Consider the following 19,070-nt stretch of genomic DNA (forward strand, 5'->3'; position numbering starts at 1 on the left):
CATGAACCGGGAGAGCAGGCGCGCGACCGGTGCCGCGCGCGGACGCATCCTCCGCTGGCGGTTGTCGGCCGTGGCGGTCGTGCTGCTCGCCGCGTGCGCGCGCTGGCCGATGCCGCTGCCGGGCGTGTCGCCGGCCGATGCAGCGCCGCAGCTGGTTGCGAAGTCCCGGGTGCCGCATGCGCCGGGCGTTGCCGCCCCGACGTCGGTTGCCTCAACGCAGGTCGATCACACCGACGGTTTGCGCTCGTCCGGTGCTGCGCGTGGACGCGGCGGCGTCGGCGATGGCGTCGCGTCGAAGCGGGGCGTCCCTGTTGGCGCACCGGATGCGCGGTCCGCGAATACCGCCGTGGGCGCAGGCGCGTCGGCGGCGCCGCCGGGTGCCGCGGATGCCGTGGACACTGCGGGCGTCGCTGGCGTCGCTGGCGATGAGATGGACCGCTCGTCGGCGGCCGTCGCCGGGCGGGACGAAGCGATGGGAGCCGAAGCGGGATCCTTCGCGTCGGGCAGAGCCGAGCGGCCACCGGTCGCCGAAGTCCAGGAAGTCCAGGTGCCATCCGCCGGGCAACGGGCGTTGCCCCGGCCGGTCGCGGCGTCGGTCTTCGGCGCGGGCGCGATCGGATCCGGGCGTCCCACCAAGGAGGAGATCGACGCGCGCGCCGCATGGTGGCTGGCCGGCATCGCCGCAGTGCTGCTGCTGTTATTCACCGTGGGCCGGCGCAAGCGCCGACCGCAGAGGGTCATCAAGATGAACACGCATCGAGCCGAACCGGTCGGGCCGCTGCCGCCGGCATCGCCCCAGCGCCTGCGCGCCAGCGAGAAGCCGCAGGTTCGCATGTTCTCCGCGTACGAGATCTACGCGCCCACGCACGCCCTGCATCGCGCGCCGTGGGAGGCGCCGGTGACGATGGACGGCGGTTTCGCGCATCGTTACCAGCTCGGCGATGAGGTCGGGGATGGGCTGTTGTTCGTTCCCGAGTCCGAATTCGAATCCGGCTTCGGAGCGGGCCGTGACATCGGATTGAGTCCTGCAGCGTTCCTGCCGCACGGGGCCGATCCGGCGTCGCTGGCGATGGCGCCGCAGTTCCACGGCGATGGCGTGCCCGTGAATGCCTCCGGAGAGGCGGAAACACTTGCGGAAGCGCAGGTCACGAGCGAAGGCGCTGCGATGGCGCCGGTGTTCCCGGTCGAACCCGTGGTGCCGATCGCAGCGACGCCCCACGACGATCGTGGCGCCACGGGAACGTCCGTGTTGCCGATGCCGCGACACGTGGTGACCGAAGGGTCGTCCAACGCCGAGTCGCCCCCGCCTCACGCCGAAATCCTGCCGAACGCCGGCGCGCCGCTGCTTCCGGCCGAAGCCGCCATCGCCGCACTGGGCGCGATCGCCGGCACCCACCGCGAAGCGACGGTCACCAATGCATCGTCGCCGCCGGTGGTCATGCAGCCGACCGGTGTGGCGATGCTGCATCCCGCCGAAATGGGGCTCTCCCCGAACATGGCGAGCGCGCCTTCCGTCGAAACGCGCACCGCCGCGCCTGCCAGCGAACCGGTACCGGTCGCGACGACCGAACCGCGCCGGGAACAGCCCCCGGTCGCGAGCAGGCATGACGCGATCGCACACGCCCGCAAGCTCGTCGAAGCCGGTGCGTACGCCGAAGCGCTGACGCACCTGGACGAGGCGATGCACTCCGCGCGCCCGCCGGTCGAGGTCTGGGTGCTGGCGGCGCTGTGCTGGTGGCAGATCGCGCGCGCGGACGGTGGTCCGAAAGCCTACGCCAACGCGGCCGAGGCCATGGAACGCCTGCTCGAACGCGATCCCTCGCAGGAAGACATCTGGTACCGCGCGGGTAGCTGCCGCCTGCTGCAGGCGGCGGGCGAACGCGGCGCGGCACAACGCGCCACGCTGGATCTCGCCATCGCCGCGCTGCGCCGTGCGGCCATGGAAGGCGGGCAGGCCGATCCGCTGCGCGGCACGACGCTGGGCGATGCACTGTTCGAACGTGCCCTTGCCGCAACCGACGAAGACACCGCGTCGCGCGCAAAGCGCATGGCCGAAGCCGTGCACGTGCTGCGCGATGCCGCCCGCGTCGCTCGCGATCCTGCTTCGATGGCGGCGTGGAAGCTGCAACAGGCATTGCAGGCGCAGGCGCGCTTGTTGTCGAACACGCAGGCATCGAAGGTGCGCCTGGATGCCGACGCCGTGCTCGCCGCCGGCGTGGATGCCGCCAGCGAGCAGGACCGACCGGCGTGGTACGCGGCGAAGGTCGAGAACGAACTCGCGCACGCCGAACTCGCCGAAGGCGCGACGCGCACGCTGCACCTGCGCACGTTCCGCGAAACCTATCGCGACGTGCTGACCGGTCCCGATGCGGCACCGGAACTGCTGCTCAGCTGGCTGGAACTGCTGGCGCTGGAAACCGCGCACCTGCGCGGCGACGCCGCGCGCTCGCGCTTCGATGAAGGCGAGGCGATCCTGAAACGCCTGGACGACCTGTTGCCCGGCAACACGCACGTCGCGATGGCGCGCTCGCGGATGCTGCGGCGTCGTGCCGCGCAGTCCAACGCGGTGTCGCGTCCTGCCGCGCTGGGCGATGCGATCGCCGGCCTCCTGCCGCTGGTCGAACGCGGCGATGCCCCGCAGTTGCGGATCGAAGCCGCCGAGTTGCTGCTCGAACGTGCCGCATCCCTGCCGACGGCGCAGGCCGGCGACGAATACGCGCGTGCCGAGTCGATGGCGTCCGGACTGCTGCAGCACCCCGCGTTCTCGCTGGCGGCGCTGCGCTGCGTGATGCAGGCGCGGCTGGGCCAGTCGTCGGCTGCGGTCGATCCTGCGTTGTATCGTCGCCTTGAAGAACTCGCGGGCAACGACGCCCGTTCGCGCGGGCTGCTGGCGCAGGCCGCACTGCGCAATGGCGCACCGCGTGATGCGTGCGTGCATTGCGAAGCGGCGGCGCGTTCGGGCGCGCGCCTCGACCAGGCGCTGGTGCAGTTGTGGGATCAGGCGAGCCGCCAGTGGAGCGCGACGCTTCACAGCCAGAAGGATCCGGCGTGGCTCGCCAACCGCCAGAGCCTGCGTTCGGCGAGTTGAGCCGACGCAGGCCGGTCGGCCCGCTCGTCTGCGCAGTCGGGCGCGTTCGTTTGATCGGAACGCGCCATCAACCAACCGGCGCCAACGGCAGCCGGTCGATCACCCAGAAGCGGACGTTCCCGCAGCGGGGTCGTGTGCGAGTGCCTTGCGAGCCGCCGGGCACTTGAGCAGCGCCGAACGCGACAGCCACGCCTGGTCGGGGTAGTACGAGAAAACGAACTGGCCGTCCTTGAGCAGGTCGATCATCGGCCGCGCGACCGCGCTTCGTACCGCCGGGCATCCCCAGCTTCGTCCCAGACGACCCATGCGCTGGCCCTGCGACGGATCGACGTAAGGCGCGCCGTGCATGACGATCGCGCGCGCTTCGGCGGCATCGTTCACGCCGGGCTCCAGCCCACGCATGCGCAGCGAGTAGCCGTTCCTGCCGACGTAGGTATCGGCCGTGACGAACAGGCCCAGGCTCGACTGATGGCTGCCATCGCGATTGGAGAACCGCGTCGCCATGTTCTCGCCGGAACCCTGCCCATGCGCGACGACTTCCTCGTACAGCAGCCGGCCCGCGGCAAGATCGAACACCCACAGCCGTGGCATCAGCGACGGCCGGCTGTAATCGATGACGGCCAGGCGCTTCGCATCCGTACCGACACCGCTGGCCTGCGCGCACTCCATCGCCGCGACGGCCATGCCGAGCACCTGTGGGTTTGCCGCGGGAGCGAGGCGCGCCAGCCAGCGTCCTCCGGCATCAGGCACGGAGGACGCGTGCGAAGGCGTCGATACGGCGACGGCGCGCGACCGGGCAGGTCGGTCCGCCTGCACCACCGCGGGGGCGGAGAGCATCAGGGCGGCGGCGGTGGCGATGCGCAGGACGGCGGACATGGCGGCTTCGGAAGTGCGGGGCCGGATCGGCGATCCGGCGGGGCACCCGATGCGGGCAGCCGCCCAGGCGCAGAGACCTTCCGAATATAGGGCGCGCGGCTTCCGAGACAACCCGGAAGGGGGTCGTCGTCCCCGGGCGCGTTCAGCTCAGACCCTGCGCGCGGGGGCCGTGCGGATCGGCCCCGCTCGTTCCGCTGCACCTCCGTGCCGGACGCATTCCGCAGCTTCGATGCTCTCCTTGCGCACGCTCTGTTCGAATGCCTCGCATCCGATGGCAAGCATGTAGAGAAGGGACAAAACCCGTGCGAGCTTCACCGAACGACTCCGACAAGAAACGTCCCCGGTCGACGGCCTGCGCCGCACCGCGAACGCGCATCGCAAGCGTTGCACAACGGGTCTACTGCCGACATCGACCAACGACGACGTGGGCGTGATGCGCCGTCGCGAGCAACGCCACGCGCGGGAAGCCCAGTCGTGAGGTCAACGCCGTCGCGCACACGAAATGAAGCTCGGCAAAAGGAAAGGCCGGGTCCGCAAGGACCCGGCCTTTCGATGCTGCGTCGAGGATTCGAACTCAGCCCTTCTTCGACGCGATCCAGCGATCGATCTTCTGCTCCAGCACCGCCAGCGGTACGGCGCCGTCCTTCAGCACTTCGGCGTGGAACTCGCGCACGTCGAACTTGCCGCCCAGTTCCTTCTCAGCCTTCGCGCGCAGTTCCTTGATCTTCAACTCGCCGATCTTGTACGCCAGCGCCTGGCCGGGCCACGCGATGTAACGCTCGGCTTCGGCCACGGCCGTGGTGTCGCTGACGGCCGAGTTTTCCTTCATGTACGAAATGACCTGATCGCGCGTCCAGCCCTTGCTGTGCAGGCCGGTGTCGGTGACCAGGCGGATCGCGCGCCACAGCTCGTTCTGCAGGTAGCCGAAGTACGAGTACGGATCGGTGTACACGCCCAGGTCCTTGCCGAGCGATTCGGCGTACAGGCCCCAGCCTTCGGCGAACGCGCTCTGGATGCTCCAGCGACGGAATGCCGGCAGGTCCTTCAGCTCGATCTGCGTGGCGATCTGGAAGTGATGGCCCGGAATGGCTTCATGCAGGTACAGGTCTTCCGCGTCCCAGATCTTGCGCGAGGGCAGGTCGTAGGTGTTCACGTAGAAGATGCCCGGGCGCGTGCCGTCCTCGCTCGGCGGGTAGTACTGGCCGCCGGCCGCGGACTTCTCGCGGAACGGTTCCACCGGACGGATTTCGAACGGCGACTTCGGAATCAGCGAGAACTGCGTCGGGATCTTCTCGTTGATCTTCGCTTCCAGGCCGCGGTAGTACTTGAGCAGTTCTTCCTGGCTCTTGAACTCGAACTTCTTGTCGGTCTGCACGTACTTGAAGAAGTCCTGCAGCGAGCCCTTGAAGCCCACGTCCGTCATCACCTTCTGCATCTCGCCATGGATGCGCGCGACTTCGTCCAGGCCGATCTGGTGGATCTGCGCCGGCGTGAGGTCGGTGGTGGTGCTCTGCTTGGCGTTGAAGGCGTACCACGCCTGGCCGTTGGGCAGCTTGTCCAGGCCGAAGGTGTCGCGCGTCTTGGCCAGGTATTCGTCGTTGATGAAGGCGCGCAGCTTCCTGTACGCGGGCATCAGCTGGTCGGCGATCATCGTGCGGTAGGCGTCCGTCAGACGCTTTTTGTCGGCGTCGCTGAACTCCTTGGGCATGTTGGTGATCGGGCCCCAGAACAGCGTGTCCTCGGGCTTGTCCTTGATCAGCGCGTCCAGCTGCGGGACGACCTTCTCCATCAGCACGCGCGGCTGCACGACGCCAGCGGCGATGCCCTGCTTCATGTTGGCGATCTCGGTGTCGAACAGCACCGGGATGCGCGCGCCGCGCTTGAGCCAGTTGTCGTAGTCCTGCACGGTCTTGAACGGCTGCGCGCCGCTGCCCGAACCGAACTGCACGGCGAGGCTCGCGGTGCTGTCCATCTGGTTCACCGGCACCATCCAGCCCGGGAACTGGAAGGATTCGATCTGGTCCTTCGCGTCCTTGGTGAAGATCTCGTAGTTCAGCAGGTCCTGCCCGGCCAGGCCTTCGGAGCCGATGGCCTCGGCCTTCGCCAGCCAGTCCTGCAGGAACTTCTTCGACTCGTCGCGATACTGCTGCGAACCGAAGTCGGGCAGTTCGGCGTTGTAGCGCGTGTCGCCGGTGTAGGTCGCCAGCACCGGGTTGTGCTTCAGGTACGCCTCCCAGAAATCGGCGTAGAGCTTGTTCAGCTGGTCGGCCCTGGCCTGCGCGGTCTGCGTGGCGGCGGGCTTGTCGGTCGCGGCGGTGTCGGTGGCGGGCTTGGAGCAGCCGGCGACCGCGGCGGAGACGGCGAGGGCGAGCAACAGCGGGCGGAGCTTCATGCGGTTCTCCTGGTGGATGGTGTGCGTCTGGCCGATGGAGCGGGCACGTGGCGGAGCGTACGGCGGGCGGGCGATGGGAGCAAAGATCGCATTGCCTTCAGGCCCCTGTAGCCCGGGTAAGCGAAGCGCACCGGGGAAGCGCCCCGGATGCGGCCTTCGGCCTTGTCCGGGCTACAAAAGCGCGACGAAGTGGACGAACCTCAGCCTTGCTTCTCCCCGATCCAACGATCGATCTTGCGCTCCAGGATCTCCAGCGGCACCGACCCGTCCTTCAGCACTTCGGCATGGAATTCGCGCACGTCGAACTTCGGGCCCAATGCCTTCTCGGCCTTCGCGCGCACCTGCTTGATCTTCAGCTCGCCCATCTTGTATGCCAGCGCCTGGCCCGGAATCGCCATGTAGCGCTCGGCTTCGGCGGTGGACTGCGTTTCGCTCTCGGCCGAGTTGTCGAGCATGTACTTGATGACCTGTTCGCGCGTCCAGCCCTTGCTGTGCAGGCCGGTGTCGACGACCAGGCGGATCGCGCGCCACAGCTCGTTCTGCAGGTAACCGAAGTAGTTGTACGGATCGGTATACACGCCCAGGTCCTTGCCGAGCGATTCGGCGTACAGGCCCCAGCCTTCGCTGAAGGCGATCTCGCTGCCGAAGCGGCGGAACTTCGGCAGGCCCGTCAGCTCCTGCTGCAGCGCGAGCTGGAAGTGATGGCCCGGAATCGCTTCATGCAGGTACAGGTCTTCGGCGTCCCACGTCTTGCGCGTCGGCAGGTCGTAGGTGTTGACGTAGAAGATGCCCGGGCGCGAACCGTCCTGGCTCGGACGCATGTACGAACCGCCCGCGGCGGACTGCGCGCGGAACGGTTCCACCGGACGGATCTCGAACGCCGCCTTCGGGATCAGCGAGAACTGCTCGGGGATCCTGCGGTTGATCTTCTCTTCCAGCCCACGGTAGTGCGCCAGCAGCGCGGGCTCGTCGGCGAAGGAGAAACGCGGGTCGGTCTGCATGAACTTGAAGAAGTCCTGCATCGAGCCCTTGAAACCGACCTGCTTCATCACGCCCTCGATCTGGCCGTGGATGCGCTTCACCTCGTCCAGTCCGATCTGGTGGATCTGCGCCGGCGTCAGGTCGGTGGTCGTCGAATTGCGCGCGTTGAACGCATACCACGCCGCGCCGTTCGGCAGCGCGTCCAGGCCCGACGTCGTGCGCGTCTTCGGCAGGTATTCGTTGGCGACGAAATCGCGGAGTTCGCGATACGACGGCATCAACTGCGTTTCGATCACCTGCCGGTACCGCGTGGTGAGGCGTTGCTTGTCCGCATCGCTGAAGCCGGCCGGGAAGTTCTTGATCGGCCCCCAGAACAGCGTGTCCTCGGCCTTGTCCTTGATCAGCGCGTCCAGCTGCGGGATCACCTTCACCATCAGCGCGCGCGGCTGCACGACGCCGTTGTCCATGCCTTCGCGCGAATTGGCGATGGCCTGGTCGAAGATCGCCGGCGCCTGCGCGGCGCGCTTGAGCCAGTTGTCGTAATCGGCGACGGTCTTGAACGGCTGTGCGCCGGTGCCCGAGCCCAGCTGCACGAACGTCGAGGCGAAGTTGTAGAACTGGTTGATCGGCTGCTGCCAGGTCGGGAATTTCTCCGCTTCCAGCGAATCTTCGCGATCGCGCACGAAGATCTCGTAGCTCAGCAGATCCTGCCCGCTCAGGCCGTCGCTGCCGACGTCCTTCACCTGCTTGAGCCAGCGCGTGTTGAACTCGTGCATCCGCTGGCGGTACTGCGCCGAAAGCGTGTTCGGCAGCTGGTCGTTGTAGCGGTTGTCGCCCTGGAACGTCGCCTGCAGCGGATTGAGCTTGAGCAGCTCTTCCCAGTACTGCTCGTACATCCGGTTCAGGCGCGCGGCTTTCGCATCCTGGACTGCATCAGCGGCGACGGGCGCCTGCGCGAACGCAGCGGAGGGCAGGGCGGTGGCGGCGCCGAGGACCAGGGCAATGGCGAGCGGAAGGTGGAGGATCGGACGCGCAGGGTGCGGCATGGGAAAAATCCGGGTTGACGGGCGACCCCGAAGGGTCGCCCGCCCACCCGGGGGCGGCATGGGCCGAAGGTCATGCGCGGGGCGTCAGTCGTCCAGCTTTGGCAGGCGCAGTGGCGTGACGTAGAAATCGCTCGGCTGGCCGATGTCGCGGGCATAGAACAGCAGGCCCCGGTCCCACAGCACGGTCGGATGGAACTCGTCCCATTCGGTGTTCACGCAGGGGCCGAGGTTCCGCGCCGGCGTGAACGTTCCGTCGCGCAGGCGGCTGACGTGCAGATCGCCGAAACCGTAGCCCAGGTCCGGCAGCGGGTCGCCGGGGAAATCCAGACGCGTGAACACCAGCGTGCGTCCGTCGGGCGAGATCTCCGGATTGAACTCCCAGCGCTCGGCGCTGTTGACGCCGTCGCCGAGCGGCTCCGCCGGCGCATGGAGGCCGTTGGCGAGGCGGCGCGCGCGATAGATGTTCCATTCGCCGCTGCGGTCGCTGCCGAAGTACAGGTTGCCGTGACGATCGGTGCTGGCGTACAGCTCATCGCCCGCGCTGTTCACCGCCGCGCCCAGGTACATCGGCTCGCTCCAGCCGCGACGCGTGCGTTCGACCTTCCACAGGTCCATCCGGCCGCCGCTGTTGTCGGGCGACGGGCGTTCGGAGGAGAACACGATCGTGCGTCCGTCCGGCGAGACGTGCGGGTCCATGTCGCTGTGGATGCCGGAGAACGGGGCGACTTCCGGTTCGCCCCAGCCCCATGGCGACCATCGCGCGGTGAGGATCGTCGCCTGCTCGCGGGTGCCCGGCCACCAGCCGGCGGTCGTGGACCAGTATGCGCGCAGCCGGTTCGGGGCGAAGCTCAGCCGCCATTCCCAGCGATCGGTGGAAATCGTCCCTTCGGCGTACTTGCGAACGGGCGGGCAGCGATCCCCGCCGTCGCCCGCGTGAACGGGGAGGGCGATGCAGGCGAGCAGGGCGAAGACCAGGGCGGACGTGCGCGAATGCGGTGTGCGTTGCGGCATGACGGACTCCTTCGTCGGGGATGGCGGGGCGACTGTGCCGCGTCCGCGCGATGCGATGCGCACATGCGGGACGAATCCGCCGGATCGCGGGACGAACGCGCCGCCTGCGATTGCAAGCGCCCCCGCGCGGGTCTAGCTTCGCTGTCCATGCGCATCCGATCGCCCCTGCTCGTGTTGCTGGTGACGGCCTGGTGGACTTTGAACGCCCTGGTGTGGTCCGGCCAGGTGCTGAACATGCGCGAGGCGACGGGGCAGGCGCTCGATGTGGCGCAGGTCCTGCGGCTCGAACTGGCGAGCGCGTGGTTGTGGATTCCGATCACGTTCGGCCTGTTCTGGTGCGTCCGGCGCTGGCCGATCGAATGGCCGGGCGCGCGCGGACGCATCGCGAAGGCGCTGTTCGTGCATGCGCTGGCGGTCGCGCTGGTGATCGTCGCGCGTGCGCTGGCGGTGGTCGCGCTGAACGGCTTCATCGGCTGGTACGCGACGCTGCCGTCGTTCGGCGCGGTGCTGGCGACCAGCGCGCTCAACAACCTGTTGATGTCGTGGATGATCGTCGGCATCGCGCACGCGCTGGTGTACGCCGAGCGCGCGCGGCATCGCGAACGGCAGGCGATCGAGCTGGAATCGCGCCTCGCGCAGGCGCGGCTGGAAGCGCTGTCGGCGCAGCTCAACCCCCATTTCCTGTTCAACGCGCTCAATTCGATCGCCGAGATGATCCACCGCGACGCCGAAGTCGCCGACCGGATGCTGGTCGACCTCGGCGCGTTGCTGCGCCACAGCCTGGGCGCGTCGCAGCAACAGGAAGTCGCACTGCGCGAGGAGCTGGTCGCGCTCGATCACTACCTCGGCATCGAGAAACTTCGCCTGGGCGAACGGCTGCGGATCGAATGGGGCATCGATTCGGCCTCGCTCGATGCACGCGTGCCGCACCTGGTGCTGCAGCCGCTGGTCGAGAACGCGATCCGGCACGCGATCGCCACGCGCACCACGCCGGGCGCGCTGTCGGTGCGCGCCGAGCGCAACGCCGATCGCCTGATCCTCGAAGTCCGCGACGACGGCGGTGCGCATCCGACGCCGCACGGCGCGGGCATCGGTCTGCGCAACACGCGTGCGCGGCTGGCCTGCCTGTACGGCGCCGACCATCTGCTGGAGATCGTCGCGCTGGTCGCCGGCGGAACGCTGGTTCGGCTGGATCTTCCCTATCGCACGGCGGGTGTCGCGCCATGACCGCACGCCTGCGCGCCATCGTGGCCGACGACGAAGCGATGTCGCGCGCGCGGCTGTGCCGGCTGCTCGGCCAGATGACCGACGTGGACGTCGTCGCCGAATGCGCCGATGGCGACGCGGCGGTCGCGTCGATCCGCCGGCTGCGACCGGATGTCGCATTCCTCGACGTGCGCATGCCGGCCCTGCACGGATTCGGCGTGATCGAGGCGCTGCCGGCGGACGTGCGGCCCCGCGTGGTGTTCGTCACCGCGCACGCCGAACACGCGCTGCGCGCCTTCGACGCGGACGCCGCGGATTACCTGCTCAAACCTTTCTCTGCCGAACGCCTGCGCGCGGCGCTGGCACGGGTGCGGCGCGCGCTGGGCGATGCGTTGCCGAGCGGGATCGACGGCTCGCGCGTGCAGGCGTTCGCGGGAACGCCGACGGAGCGGCCCGCGCAATGCGTCGAACGCATCGCGGTGCCGGTGGGCGCGCGCCTGCAGATGCTGAACGTGGACGAGATCGACTGCGTGCTGGCGCAATCGAACTACGTCGAACTGTGCGTCGGTCCGCAGCGTTATCGCCTGCGCGAAACGCTCACCGCGCTGGAAACGCGCCTGGACCCGCGCAGTTTCGTGCGCGTGCACCGCTCGCGGTTGGTGCGCCTGCAGGCGATCCGAGACGTCGAGGTGCTCGGCGGCGGCCGCTACCTGCTGCGCCTGCACGGCGGCCTGCGCGTGGGCACCGGCACGCGCTATCGCGAACGCGTGCGCGGCATGCTGGGCCTGTGCGCGACGCCGTGACCCTCAGGCCGCGGCCTGTTCGCGCAGCTCCCGCGCACGCGCTTCCCCGAGGTAATGCGTGATGCCCGCGCGCACCAGGTAGATCAGCGGGATCAACGCGATCGCCGCGAGCATCTTGTACGCGTAGTTCACCGTGCTCACCGCGAGGAACAGCGAGGTCGGCCACTTCTGCGGTCCCAGCACGAAGGCGATGTAGAGCACGACGAAGCTGTCCACCAGCTGCGAAACGGCGGTCGAACCGGTCGCGCGCAGCCACACGTGCTTCTCGCCGGTGACGCTGCGGATGCGGTGGAACACCGCGACGTCGATCAGCTGCCCGATGATGAAGGCGACCAGCGAGCCGGCGATCGTCCACATGCCCTGGCCGAACACCGCCGCGAACGCCGCCTGGTAATCGGCCACGCCCTGCGCCTGCGCGGCCTTCACCCACCAGTCCGCCGGTGCGATCGCGATGGCCGCGAAGGCGAACAGGAAGCCGTACACGATCAGCACGGCGGCGAGCCACGAGATCATCCGCACGCCGCGCCGGCCGAAGAATTCGTTGATGACGTCGGTCATCAGGAACACCACCGGCCACAGCAGCGTACCCGCGGTGAAGCTCAGCGAACCGGTCTGGCCGAACAGGTTCCAGTGCAGCGGCGCGATGCCGAGGGTTTCCTCAAGCGCGAAGATCTTCACGCCGATGAACTCCGCCAGTACCGCGTTCACGCAGAAGAACGCGCTGAGCACGATGAACAACCGCAGCGCGCGGTCGTCGATGGTGCGAGCGGGCATGGAGGCGATGGACGGCGACGCGGCTTCGTTCACGGTGCGCTTCTCCCCTTCGGCGCGGACGCGGTGGTGCGGATCAGGAATGGCGGATCACGGACGGTCGTCTCCGACCGGCGGCGAGAACGGAATGCTCTCCGGCGACACCGCGCCGCCAGAAATGATGAAGCTCATCGCCTGGTCGACGCTCCAGTCGGTCGGCGTGATCTTCTCCACCGGCACGATTTCCAGGTAGCCCGACGTCGGATTCGGCGTGGTCGGCACGTACACGGCAGCGAGTTCGCGGCCGGTGCCGTGTTCGCGGATCACGCGCGTGACGAAGCCGATGGACTTCATCTCCCTGTGCGGAAAATCCACCAGCACCACGCGCTGCGTGCCGTCGGGCTTGGTCTGCAGGATGTCGAGGAGCTGCCGCGCGCTGGAATACACGATGCTCGCCAGCGGAATGCGCTGGATCAACGCCTCGAACCAGCGCAGCAGGCGCTGGCCGATCACGCGGCGCGCCATCATGCCGGAGAACAGGATCACGGCGACCGTCGCCAGCAACGCCAGCACGGTGCGCACCCATGGTTCGTCGAGCCAGCCCAACTGGCGATAGCTGTCCGCCAGGTTCTGCAGCACCGGGCCGATCAGCGGCGCGCTGATGTCGGACAGCAGCACGAACACGAACTTGACCACGACCCACGTCAGCCAGATCGGCAACAGGGTCAGGAGGCCGGTGAGGAAGAGCTTCTGCAGGCTCGGCTTGGGCGCCGCGGACCGTGGCACGGCGGCGGGCGATTCGGGGGCATTGGGCATGGCGCGGATTGTAGAACCGAACGGGCGCGCAATCGCGGGCCATGCGCCGTGGAAGCGCGATGGACCTCAGCGCTCGCGGACGAGGCGGAAGCCCACGTCGTCGTAGCCGCGCGAAGCGGCCAGCGTGCGCTGGTCCTCGCGGTTGCGCCACGAGCTGCCGGCGACCTGCCGCTGCTGGCAGTTCTGGCCGCAGTCGCGCAGCCACAGCGACACCGTGCGACCGTCGATCTCGACAGGCGACTGGCCGATTTCCTCGGCGCTGGGCAGGCGATAGCGGCGGCCGGTCTGCGCGCTGTACCACCGCGCGTACGCCTGCGCATCCTCCAGCGAGATGCACACCACCGGGTCGTTGTCGGCCTGCTTGAAGCCGGGCTGCTGCCAGTCGCGCGGATCGAGCACGCGCAGCAGCGAGGCGCGTTCGCGGCACAGCGCCGGCTCGCGGCCATTGGCGGCGGCGAAGCGCGCGTACTCGCGACGGCTCACCGGGCGTGGCGTCAGCGCGACGCTGACCTTCGCGCTGCTCTGCGAAGTGGTGTCGAGCGTCGCGCCGCGCGCGAGGCCCTTCGGCATCGCCTTGGCCTGCGCGAGAAGGCGGGCGTCGAACTTGTTGCGCGGCAGGTCCAGCTGATCGGCCAGCGCGGTAAGGCGCTGCACGTCGGCGCCGTCGCGGCGCTTCACGGCCAGCTGCAGGCGCGCTTCCACCGCGTCGCCGGTGGCCTCGCGCAGTTTCTGCTGCGCGGGCGAATTCGCGGTGCCGGTCTGCTGGCCGAGCGCGATCGCGCGCGAATGCAGGTCGCGTGCGCGTTCGTCCTTGCCGTCCTTCACCGCGCGCACGATGTGCTCGGAGAACGCGCCGGTGAGCTGGTCGATGGCCTTGGCGACGTCCGGATGCGTGCTGTCGGTGTGCCAGGCGAGCAGCACGCTGTCGAAGGCGTTGGCGTCCTGCGGTTCGGTCAGGCGGCCACGTGCGATCTGCTGGCGCGCGTCTTCCAGCGCGTGCTGCAGCGGCGCCTCGGGCAGCGGCTGCAACATCGCGGCGGTCGGATCGACCGACGGCGTCGCTTCCGGCGCGGTCGCCATCGGCACGGCCGGCACGGGCGCGGGCGTGCCGTCATCGTCGCGATTGAAACTGAAGGCGAGCACCACCAGCGTCACCGCGGTCACGCCGACGCTCGCCCACACCGGCATCGCCCAGCGCTGTGCGGGGCGCAGGCGCCGCACGGCTTCCAGCGCGGGCGTCCACGGCTTGCGCTGCTGCACCGCGCGGATCGCGTCGGCCATCTGCGCGGCGTCCTGGAAGCGGTGGGCCGCCTGCTTCGACAACGCGCGATTCATGAAGCGCTGCCAGTGGCGCAGAGGGTGCGGCAGCTTCGGGATCGGATCCTGCGCGTGCATCACCGCCATCGACAGCGCGTCGGCGGCTTCGAACGGCAGGCGCCCGGTGAGCATTTCCCACAGCAGCACGCCCATGCTGTAAAGATCGGCGCGGCCGTCGACGTCCTCGCCGCGCGCCTGTTCGGGTGCCATGTACGCGGTGCTGCCCACCGCCAGTCCGGCCGTGGTCACGCGCGGACCGAAGCCGCGGCGCAGCGCGATGCCGAAGTCGGCCAGCAGCACGCGTTCGCTTTCGTCGAACAGCACGTTCTCGGCCTTCACGTCGCGATGCACGACGCCGCGCGCGTGGGCGTATTCCAGCGCCGACAGCAGCGTCAGCGCGATCTCGATCGCGCGCGGCTCGTCGCGGCTCAGGTCGCGCTGGCCGAGGTGGCCGCGCGGCAGGTACGGCATCGCGTAGTAGGGCAGGCCGTCGAAGGTGCGGCCGACTTCGAAGATGCCGACGATGTTGGGGTGTTCCAGGCGCGCGATCGTGCGCACTTCGTTCTCGAAGCGGCGACGGCTGACTTCGTCCGCGAGTGCGACAGGCAGCATGACCTTGATCGCCACCTCGCGCGCGAGCGCAAGCTGGTGACCCAGGTACACGGTCGACATGCCGCCGTGGTTGATCACCTTGTGCAGGCGATAACCGGCGATCTCCGGCAATGGCGATGCGTTGTCGTTGTTGCTTGCAGAACCGGACATCGCGGCCCCCTGTCGCGAAGCAGGAGCATACGCCGTGAGAGGGGAAAGCTCACGACGTGCCCATCACAACAACGATGTGCGCACAATCGTTGGTTCAGCGTGATGACGCGTTGTGTCAGTTTTTGCCGGAATTGGCTTGTTTTGGGCCGTGTTCACGGCCATCGGCCACGCTCAATCGCCGTTGCCGTTGTCGCGATGCGCCGGCTTTCGACGCACGTACAGCTGCTTGCGCACGCGCGCGACGACCTCGCCCTGCGCGTCGGTGACATCGGTGTCGAACCAGCGCAGCGCCTTCCCGCCGTTGGCGGTCGCGGCGCGAAGTTCGTCGAGGACGTCCCCGCCCAGGCGGAAGTCGGCGTGCACCGTGCCGCGGCCGGGCTTGACGAACTCGATCGCGCCGGCCTTGTCCCACACCCAGTACTCGCGACCCAGCGACTGCATCGCCAGGAGCATCCAGAACGGATCGGTCATCGCGAACAGGCTGCCGCCGAAGTGCGTGCCGACGTAGTTGCGGTTCCAGGGCCGCATGCGCAGTTCGACGTGCGCGTGGCGGTAGTCGTCGGAAATCGTGGTGACGTGGATGCCGCTGAAGAGGAACGGCGGCCAGAGGTTCAGGCCGCGGCGCAGGACGCTGGCTTTCATGCGGTGGGGCGTGCGTGAGGGATGCACAGCCTGCCATACGGATGCGTATTGATCCAGGCCGGCGCTCCCTCTCCTGCGAATGCAGGGGAGGGTTGGGGGGGGAGAGAGCGACGTAGACGCCGGATACGACGTGGTGGCGAGCCCTGGTGGCCCGGGTAAGCGAAGCGCACCCGGAGGAGCGGCGCGACGTCCCCGGGTGCGCTTCGCTTGCCCGGGCTACAAGAGCATCAATGCCGAATCCCGAAAATCAGAACAACAACGACGACATCTTCCGCCGATACCGCCCCACCAGGTCCTCGTCCTCGACCACGCGGAAGGCGTCGATCAGCGTCTTGCGCGGCAGGCCGTCCTCGTAGGTCTTGTCGCGGCGAAGCATCTCCAGGAACTGCTCCAGCCCCGCTTCGGCGTCGCCATCCACCAGCTTCAGCGCGCCGAGCAGGTGACGGGCGCGCAGGTCGTCCGGGTTGCTGGCGATGGCCGCCTCGAGCACCTCCGCCGGCGGCGCATCCTTCAGCAGCGCCGCGAAGCCCAGCCGCGAGCGGGCGCGGACCGAGCGGTCGTCGGTGGCGAGGTTCGCCGGAAGCGCGTCGAGCAGTTGCTCGGCTTCCTGCGCCGCGCCGATGCGCAGCAGGGCGAGGGCGAGGTCCAGGCGCAGTTCGGCGTTGTCCGGCGCGGCTTCGGATTCGTGGCGCAGGCGCACGACCTCGGCGTGCGGATCGAGCGGCGCGGTAGCGGCTTCCGGCACCTCTTCGATGGCTTCGGCCGGCTGGATGCCGTGATGCGTCAGGAATTCACGCAGCTGGCCCTCGGGCAGCGCACCGGGGAAACCGTCCACCAGCTGCCCGTCCTTCACCAGGAACACGGTCGGGATCGAGCGGACCTGGAAGGCGCCGGCCAGCTGCGGCTCCTTGTCCACGTCGACCTTCGCCAGGCGGAACGCGCCGTGGTAGTCGGCGGCGAGCTTCTCCAGGATCGGGCCCAGCGTCTTGCACGGCCCGCACCATTCGGCCCAGAAGTCCACCAGCACCGGCGTCTGCAGCGATTTCTGCAGGACTTCGGTCTCGAAGTTGTCGGCCGTGGCGTCGAAGACGTGGGCGTTGGCGGTGGCGTCGGAAATCGTCATTCGGATGGCTCGCGGGGCTTGTTCGGCGATGCTGGGGAGATGGGGGCGGCGCGCGCGCCTGCCAAGCGGGCGCGGAGCGGGTCGTCACGCTAGCATGCCGGCATGAACCGTCCGTTCCCGTCGCGCCTCGCCGCGTTCGATCGCCATGCCGGCTGGCTGGCCGCCGCATGCTGCGTGCTCGCGGCGCTGGGTTTCGGCGCGGCGCTGCTGGAGTTCTCGCACGCGCTGCATCCGCTCGGATTGCTGGGAGCGGCCGGCGTTCCCGGTGCGGCGCCATTCAACGTGCTGGGCTTCGTGGTGCCGGGGCTGCTGGCGGCGTGGGTGTTCGTGCGCGTGCGCGGGCGGTTGCCGGTGGGGGCCGAGCGGTGGGCGGGCATCGGCTGCTGGATGCTGGCGCTCTCGGCGCTGGCGTTCGCGGCGCAGGGCGTGTGGCGGCTGGATCCGTCGGACCTGGATGGCCCGATCAGCCAGCGTCACGCCACGATGTGGCTGCTGTGGTGGCTGGCGTTCGCAGCCGGTGCGCTGATGCTGGGGCTCGGCCTGCTGCGGGACCGGGCATGGCGGAATGGGGCGATCGCGTTCGTCGTCGCAGGCGCGATCGCGGTGTTGTTGAACGTCTTCCCGGTAATCGCCGGGCCGATCGCGCAGCGCGTGGTGCTGCTGGCATGGCTGGCGTGCGTGGTGGTCGCTTCGCGTTGCGGCGGAATCATCCGCATCGCGTGATCGCGATCCGCACGGCGCCTTTGTAGCCCGGGTAAGGCGTAGCCGCACCCGGGAGGCCCTTGCCGGCGGCTCCCGGGTGCGCCTCGCTTGCCCGGGCTACAAGGGCATGACGCATCAGGCCTCCGGTGCGCGGTACACCGTGCCGTCCTTCATCACGAAATCGACCTTCATCACCTGCTGGATGTCCTCCAGCGGATTGCCCGGCACCGCGACGATGTCGGCGCGCTTGCCCGCTTCGATCACGCCCTGGTCGTCGGCGCCGAGCACCTCGGCGGCACGGATCGTCGCGGCCTGGAAGGCCACCGGAGCGGGGATTCCCGCCTCGACCATGTAGATGAACTCGCGCGCGTTGTCGCCGTGCGGGCCCACGCCCATGTCGGTGCCGAAGGCGATCTTCACGCCGTTCCTGTAGGCCTTGCCGGCGGTTTCCTGGATCAGCGCGCCGATGCGCTGCGCCTTCGGGCGCACGACATCGGGGAAGTAGCCGTCGATCTTCGCCTTGTCGGCGACGAAGCGGCCGGCATAGATCGTCGGCACGTACCAGGTGCCGTGCTGCTTCATGAGCTTCATCACGTCGTCGCTCATGTAGGTGCCGTGCTCGATCGACGTCACGCCGCCGAGCACCGCGCGCTTCATGCCTTCTTCGCCGTGCGCGTGCGCGGCGACGCGGTAGCCGTAGTCCTTCGCGGTGTCGACGATCGCCTTGACTTCTTCCACCGTGAACTGCGGCGCGTCGCCGGATTTCGCGTATGACAGCACGCCGCCGGTGGCGGTGATCTTGATGACGTCGCTGCCTTCCTTGTAGCGCTGGCGCACGGCCTGGCGCGCGTCGTCGATGGAGTTGATGACGCCTTCGGTCGGGCCGGGTGGGCCGATCAGGTGCGAGAGCGCGTCGTTGTAGCCATTGGTCGGATCGGCGTGGCCGCCGGTGGTGGCGATGGACTTGCCGGCCGCCCAGATGCGCGGACCGGAGACGAGGCCCTGGTTGATCGCATCGCGCAGGTGCGGGCTGACTTCGCCGCCGAGGTCGCGCACGCTGGTGAAGCCGGCCATCAGCGTCTTCTTCGCGTAATCGACCGAACGGAAGGCGTAATCGACATCGTCGAGGCGGAAACCTTCGGAATAGCTTTGTGGGCTCGACTGGCTGCCCAGGTGCACGTGCAGGTCGGTCCAGCCGGGCATGCAGGTGTGGCCGCTCAGGTCCACGCGCGTGGCGCCGGCGACGTCCGCACTGGCGCCGCCGATCACCTGTTCGATCTTGCCGTTGCGCACCAGCAGCGTCTGCGGCCCGGTGAGTTTGCCGGAACGGGCGTCGAAGACCTGGCCGCACTGGAGCGCCTGCGCGGCGTCCTTCACGGGCGCGGCGGTCTGGGCCTCTGCTTGGGTTGGAATGCTGGCGATGGCGGCAAGCAAGGCAAGGCTGAGCGGCTTGAGCACGTACGACTCCCCGTGTGGTTTCGATCCCCTGGAATCGTCGATTGAAGCACACGGGCGCGGGCGCGAAGGAGACCTGCGGCGCAGCTTCCGGCGCGGA

At 68.7% G+C, this 19,070-nt stretch carries 14 protein-coding genes; 4 read left to right on the top strand and 10 right to left on the bottom strand.

The genetic code is table 11. The features are described from left to right. Nucleotide 1 precedes the first annotated feature (1 nt). On the top strand, nucleotides 2-3,088 hold the full coding sequence (locus AC3ANK_RS05070; RefSeq protein WP_484172277.1) for a hypothetical protein: 3,087 nt from the start codon (nucleotides 2-4) through the stop codon (nucleotides 3,086-3,088). Nucleotides 3,089-3,187: 99 nt separating this feature from the next. Here the strand turns inward: AC3ANK_RS05070 and AC3ANK_RS05075 are convergent, their stop codons facing one another. From AC3ANK_RS05075 to AC3ANK_RS05090, 4 genes are all read right to left on the bottom strand, one after another. After that, nucleotides 3,188-3,964: a murein L,D-transpeptidase catalytic domain family protein gene (locus AC3ANK_RS05075; RefSeq protein ID WP_484172278.1), complete on the bottom strand. Its 777-nt coding sequence runs from the start codon at nucleotides 3,962-3,964 to the stop codon at nucleotides 3,188-3,190. Between the two features lie 574 nt (nucleotides 3,965-4,538). Continuing rightward, a complete protein-coding gene (locus AC3ANK_RS05080) occupies nucleotides 4,539-6,356 on the bottom strand; it encodes a DUF885 domain-containing protein (protein ID WP_484172279.1) in 1,818 nt (605 codons plus the stop codon). A gap of 200 nt (nucleotides 6,357-6,556) precedes the next feature. After that, nucleotides 6,557-8,383 carry a DUF885 domain-containing protein gene (locus AC3ANK_RS05085; RefSeq protein WP_484172280.1) on the bottom strand — a complete coding sequence of 609 codons (1,827 nt, stop codon included), beginning with the start codon at nucleotides 8,381-8,383 and terminating at the stop codon, nucleotides 6,557-6,559. 84 nt (nucleotides 8,384-8,467) lie between these two features. Next, a complete protein-coding gene (locus AC3ANK_RS05090) occupies nucleotides 8,468-9,394 on the bottom strand; it encodes a hypothetical protein (RefSeq protein ID WP_484172281.1) in 927 nt (308 codons plus the stop codon). 147 nt (nucleotides 9,395-9,541) lie between these two features. Between AC3ANK_RS05090 and AC3ANK_RS05095 the strand changes: the two genes are divergently transcribed. Then, nucleotides 9,542-10,621 (top strand): sensor histidine kinase, encoded by a 1,080-nt coding sequence (locus AC3ANK_RS05095; RefSeq protein ID WP_484172282.1) that lies wholly within the window; start codon nucleotides 9,542-9,544, stop codon nucleotides 10,619-10,621. Further along, entirely contained in the window at nucleotides 10,618-11,403 is a 786-nt protein-coding gene (locus AC3ANK_RS05100; RefSeq protein WP_484172283.1) for a LytR/AlgR family response regulator transcription factor, read from the top strand. Before AC3ANK_RS05095 ends, AC3ANK_RS05100 begins: the two co-directional genes overlap by 4 nt. Nucleotides 11,404-11,406: 3 nt before the next feature. On the opposite strand, the gene AC3ANK_RS05105 is transcribed toward AC3ANK_RS05100, so the two are convergent. From AC3ANK_RS05105 to trxA, 5 genes are all read right to left on the bottom strand, one after another. Continuing rightward, nucleotides 11,407-12,177 carry a queuosine precursor transporter gene (locus AC3ANK_RS05105; RefSeq protein WP_206860387.1) on the bottom strand — a complete coding sequence of 257 codons (771 nt, stop codon included), beginning with the start codon at nucleotides 12,175-12,177 and terminating at the stop codon, nucleotides 11,407-11,409. Nucleotides 12,178-12,264: 87 nt separating this feature from the next. Then, nucleotides 12,265-12,969, bottom strand: coding sequence for a DUF502 domain-containing protein (locus tag AC3ANK_RS05110; protein WP_484172284.1), 705 nt, complete (start codon nucleotides 12,967-12,969; stop codon nucleotides 12,265-12,267). 66 nt (nucleotides 12,970-13,035) lie between these two features. Beyond that, nucleotides 13,036-15,048 carry a serine/threonine-protein kinase gene (locus AC3ANK_RS05115; RefSeq protein WP_484172285.1) on the bottom strand — a complete coding sequence of 671 codons (2,013 nt, stop codon included), beginning with the start codon at nucleotides 15,046-15,048 and terminating at the stop codon, nucleotides 13,036-13,038. Nucleotides 15,049-15,219: 171 nt separating this feature from the next. Continuing rightward, the gene (locus AC3ANK_RS05120) at nucleotides 15,220-15,690 is read right to left on the bottom strand and encodes a DUF4442 domain-containing protein (protein WP_206859672.1); all 471 of its coding nucleotides are present in this window, start codon (nucleotides 15,688-15,690) and stop codon (nucleotides 15,220-15,222) included. Between the two features lie 247 nt (nucleotides 15,691-15,937). Beyond that, nucleotides 15,938-16,813 carry a thioredoxin gene (gene trxA / locus AC3ANK_RS05125; protein ID WP_484172286.1) on the bottom strand — a complete coding sequence of 292 codons (876 nt, stop codon included), beginning with the start codon at nucleotides 16,811-16,813 and terminating at the stop codon, nucleotides 15,938-15,940. 102 nt (nucleotides 16,814-16,915) lie between these two features. Here trxA and AC3ANK_RS05130 point away from each other — a divergent pair, with 102 nt between their 5' ends. After that, entirely contained in the window at nucleotides 16,916-17,536 is a 621-nt protein-coding gene (locus tag AC3ANK_RS05130) for a DUF998 domain-containing protein (RefSeq protein WP_484172287.1), read from the top strand. 114 nt (nucleotides 17,537-17,650) lie between these two features. On the opposite strand, the gene AC3ANK_RS05135 is transcribed toward AC3ANK_RS05130, so the two are convergent. Further along, nucleotides 17,651-18,973 (bottom strand): metal-dependent hydrolase family protein, encoded by a 1,323-nt coding sequence (locus tag AC3ANK_RS05135; RefSeq protein WP_484172288.1) that lies wholly within the window; start codon nucleotides 18,971-18,973, stop codon nucleotides 17,651-17,653. Nucleotides 18,974-19,070: the final 97 nt, after the last annotated feature.

It is taken from the genome of Lysobacter sp. SCRH-1R, assembly GCF_057747855.1.

Coding starts and splice junctions, on each gene's coding strand:
- AC3ANK_RS05070 (WP_484172277.1), top strand. CDS start 2: ATGAACCGGGAGAGCAGGCGCGCGACCGGTGCCGCGCGCGGACGCATC.
- AC3ANK_RS05075 (WP_484172278.1), bottom strand. CDS start 3,964: ATGTCCGCCGTCCTGCGCATCGCCACCGCCGCCGCCCTGATGCTCTCC.
- AC3ANK_RS05080 (WP_484172279.1), bottom strand. CDS start 6,356: ATGAAGCTCCGCCCGCTGTTGCTCGCCCTCGCCGTCTCCGCCGCGGTC.
- AC3ANK_RS05085 (WP_484172280.1), bottom strand. CDS start 8,383: ATGCCGCACCCTGCGCGTCCGATCCTCCACCTTCCGCTCGCCATTGCC.
- AC3ANK_RS05090 (WP_484172281.1), bottom strand. CDS start 9,394: ATGCCGCAACGCACACCGCATTCGCGCACGTCCGCCCTGGTCTTCGCC.
- AC3ANK_RS05095 (WP_484172282.1), top strand. CDS start 9,542: ATGCGCATCCGATCGCCCCTGCTCGTGTTGCTGGTGACGGCCTGGTGG.
- AC3ANK_RS05100 (WP_484172283.1), top strand. CDS start 10,618: ATGACCGCACGCCTGCGCGCCATCGTGGCCGACGACGAAGCGATGTCG.
- AC3ANK_RS05105 (WP_206860387.1), bottom strand. CDS start 12,177: ATGCCCGCTCGCACCATCGACGACCGCGCGCTGCGGTTGTTCATCGTG.
- AC3ANK_RS05110 (WP_484172284.1), bottom strand. CDS start 12,969: ATGCCCAATGCCCCCGAATCGCCCGCCGCCGTGCCACGGTCCGCGGCG.
- AC3ANK_RS05115 (WP_484172285.1), bottom strand. CDS start 15,048: ATGTCCGGTTCTGCAAGCAACAACGACAACGCATCGCCATTGCCGGAG.
- AC3ANK_RS05120 (WP_206859672.1), bottom strand. CDS start 15,690: ATGAAAGCCAGCGTCCTGCGCCGCGGCCTGAACCTCTGGCCGCCGTTC.
- trxA (WP_484172286.1), bottom strand. CDS start 16,813: ATGACGATTTCCGACGCCACCGCCAACGCCCACGTCTTCGACGCCACG.
- AC3ANK_RS05130 (WP_484172287.1), top strand. CDS start 16,916: ATGAACCGTCCGTTCCCGTCGCGCCTCGCCGCGTTCGATCGCCATGCC.